Below are 3,216 nucleotides of genomic sequence, written 5' to 3' on the forward strand. Positions count from 1 at the left end.
GGCGAGGTCAGGCGGGCGGGGTCAGGCGGGCAGCGAGGCCGCTCCCGGCTCCAGGAACCGGCGGCCGGTGACCCGCTCGGCGACGCCCGACCGGTCGAGGTAGGGCGTGACGCCGCCGAGGTGGAACGGCCATCCGGCGCCGAGGATCATGCAGAGGTCGATGTCCTGCGGGGCGGCGACGACGCCCTCGTCCAGCATGATGCGGATCTCGTCGGCGAGCGCGTCGAGCGCCCGGCCGCGGACCTGCTCCTCGGTGGACGGGCTCGTACCGCCGCCGAAGATCTCCACGGCCTCGGGGTCGAGGGTGAAGTCGGGCAGGTACACGCCGGTCTTGCCGGACGCGACCAGCTTCGCCAGGTTGTCCGACAGCGGGAACCGGTCCGGGAACGCCTCGTGCAGGGTCTCGTTGACGTGCAGCGCGATCGCCGGCCCGACCAGGCCCATCAGCACGAACGGCGGCATCGGCAGGCCCAGCGGCGCGACGGAGCGCTCGGCGACCTCGATCGGGGTGCCCTCGTCCACCGTCCGGACGATCTCGGCGAGCAGCCGCAGCAGCACGCGGTTGACGACGAACGCCGGCGCGTCCTCGACCAGCACGCACGACTTCTTCAGCCGCGCGCCGGTCGCGAACGCGGTCGCCAGTGTCGCGTCGTCGGTCCGGTCGCCCCGGACGATCTCCAGCAGCGGCAGCACCGCGACGGGGTTGAAGAAGTGGAAGCCGACCACGCGCTCGGGGTGCCGCAACCCCGACGCCATGTCGCTCACCGACAGCGACGAGGTGTTGGTCGCGAGGACGCACTCGGCGGAGACGTGCTCCTCGACCTCGGCGAACACCTTCTTCTTGACCGACATCTCCTCGAAGACGGCCTCGATGACGAAGTCGGCGTCGGCGAACGCCTCCTTGCCGAGCGAGCCGGTGATGAGCGACTTGAGCCGGTTGGCCTTGTCGGGGGAGACGCGGCCCTTGCCGAGCAGCTTGTCGATCTCGCCGTGCGCGTGGCCGACGCCCTTGTCGAGGCGCTCCTGGTCGAGGTCGGTCAGCACGACCGGCACCTCCAGGCGCCGCGCGAACAGCAGCGCGAGCTGCGAGGCCATCAGGCCCGCGCCGACGACGCCGACCTTGGTGACCGGGCGGGCGAGTGCCTTGTCGGGCGCCCCGGCGGGCTTCTTGGCGCGCTTCTGGGTGAGGTCGAACGCGTACAGGCCGGCGCGCAGCTCGTCGCTCATGATGAGGTCGGCCAGCGCCTCGTCCTCGGCGGCGAAGCCCTCGTCGCGGTCGCGGTCCTTCGCCGCGGCGATCAGGTCGAGCGCGCGTGGGTAGGAGGGGGCAGCGCCGTGGAGCTTGCCGTCCACGTTCCAGCGGGCCGCCGCGACCGCGTCGTCCCACGCCTTGCCCCGGTCGACCTCGGGCCGCCGGATGGTGATGTCGCCGTTCAGGACGCGGGCCGTCCAGGCCAGCGACTCCTCCAGGAAGTCGGCCGAGTCGAAGATCGCGTCGGCGATGCCCAGCTCGTACGCCTGCGGGCCCTTCAGCGTGCGGTTCTGCGCGAGCGGGTTGTCGATGACGACCTTGATCGCCTTCTCCGCGCCGATCAGGTTCGGCAGCAGGTACGTCCCGCCCCAGCCGGGCACGAGCCCGAGGAAGGTCTCGGGCAGCGCGAACGCCGGGACGCCGGACGAGATCGTCCGGTAGGTGCAGTGCAGGCCGATCTCGACGCCGCCGCCCATCGCCGCGCCGTTGTAGTAGGCGAACGACGGGACGTCCAGCTCGCCGAGCCGCCGGAACACGTCGTGCCCCAGCTTGGCGATCGCTTGCGCGTCCTCCCGCGTCCGGATGAGCGGGACGCCGTTGAGGTCGGCGCCGACGGCGAAGATGAACGGCTTGCCGGTGACGCCGACGGCCGCGATGTCGCCGCGCGTGGCGATCGAGTCGATGGCCGCGTTCAGGTCCGCGAGCCCGCCGGGGCCGAACGTGTTCGGCTTCGTGTGGTCGTGGCCGTTGTCGAGCGTGATGAGGGCGAGGGTGCCCGCGCCGTACGGGAGGGTCACGTCCCGGACGTAGGCGCGCGTGACGACCTCGTCGCCGAAGAGTTCCGCGAGGCTGCTCACTGTTCCCTCCCTGGGGGCGGTCCCCCCGGCCCCCCGGTCGACTGCGTCGCTCATTCGGTCCCCTCCCAGTTCGCGTTCTCCCAGAGGACCGTCCCGCCCATGCCCATGCCCACGCACATCGTGGTCAGTCCGTACCGGACGTCCGTGCGCTCCTCGAACAGGCGCGAGAGCTGGTTCATCAGCCGGACGCCGGACGAGGCGAGCGGGTGGCCGAGGGCGATCGCGCCGCCCCACGGGTTCACCCGCGCGTCGTCATCGTCGATCTTGAAGTGCTCCAGGAACGCCAGCACCTGCACGGCGAACGCCTCGTTGATCTCGATGAGGCCGATGTCGTCCATCGTCAGCGCGTTGCGGGCGAGGAGCCTCTCGGTGGCGGGGACGGGCCCGACGCCCATGACCTCCGGCTCGACCCCGGCGAACGCGAAGTCGACGAGCCGCATCCGCGGGGTGAGGCCGATCTCGCGGGCCACGTCCTCGGCGGCCAGCAGGCAGGCGGTGGCGCCGTCGTTGAGGCCCGCGGCGTTGCCCGCGGTCACGTTGCCGTGCACGCGGAACGGGGTCTTCAGCGCGGCCAGGCTCTCCAGCGTCGTCCCCGGGCGCGGCGGCTCGTCCTCGGTCGCGAGCCCCCAGCCCTTCTCGGCCGAGCGGATCGCGGTCGGCGCGAGGTCCGGCTGGATCTTCCCGGCGGCGTAGGCCGCGGCGACCTTCTGCTGGCTGCGGACGGCGTAGGCGTCCGCGCGCTCCTTGGTGATGCCCGGGAACCGGTCGTGCAGGTTCTCGGCCGTCGAGCCCATGACCAGGGCGGACGGGTCGACGAGCCGGTCGGCGAGGAACCGCGGGTTCGGGTCGACGCCCTCGCCCATCGGGTGCCGCCCCATGTGCTCGACGCCGCCCGCGATGACGACGTCGTAGGAGCCGAACGAGATGCCCGCGCCGGACGTGGTGACGGCGGTCATCGCGCCCGCGCACATCCGGTCGATGGCGTAGCCGGGGACGCTCTTCGGCAGCCCGGCCAGCACGGCGGCGGACCGCCCGATGGTCAGGCCCTGGTCGCCGGTCTGGGTGGTGGCGGCGATGGCGACCTCGTCGACCCGCTCGGGCGGGAGG

2 protein-coding genes are annotated in these 3,216 nt (G+C 72.5%); both read right to left on the bottom strand.

Annotated elements, in window-relative coordinates; genetic code table 11:
* Positions 1–21 precede the first annotated feature (21 nt).
* Complete coding sequence (locus E1266_RS36495) at positions 22–2,163, bottom strand: 3-hydroxyacyl-CoA dehydrogenase NAD-binding domain-containing protein (RefSeq protein ID WP_132055043.1); 2,142 nt, start codon at positions 2,161–2,163, stop codon at positions 22–24.
* A partial coding sequence (locus E1266_RS36500) for an acetyl-CoA C-acyltransferase (RefSeq protein ID WP_132055046.1) occupies positions 2,160–3,216 on the bottom strand: 1,057 nt, incomplete at its 5' end. The genes E1266_RS36500 and E1266_RS36495, both read right to left, overlap by 4 nt.

This window comes from Actinomadura sp. 7K534 (assembly GCF_004348575.1).
Taxonomy (GTDB): Bacteria; Actinomycetota; Actinomycetes; order Streptosporangiales; family Streptosporangiaceae; genus Spirillospora; species Spirillospora livida.

Bases quoted from the DNA above. Each gene is read 5' to 3' on its own strand.
- E1266_RS36495 (WP_132055043.1), bottom strand. From the start codon at position 2,163: ATGAGCGACGCAGTCGACCGGGGGGCCGGGGGGACCGCCCCCAGGGAG.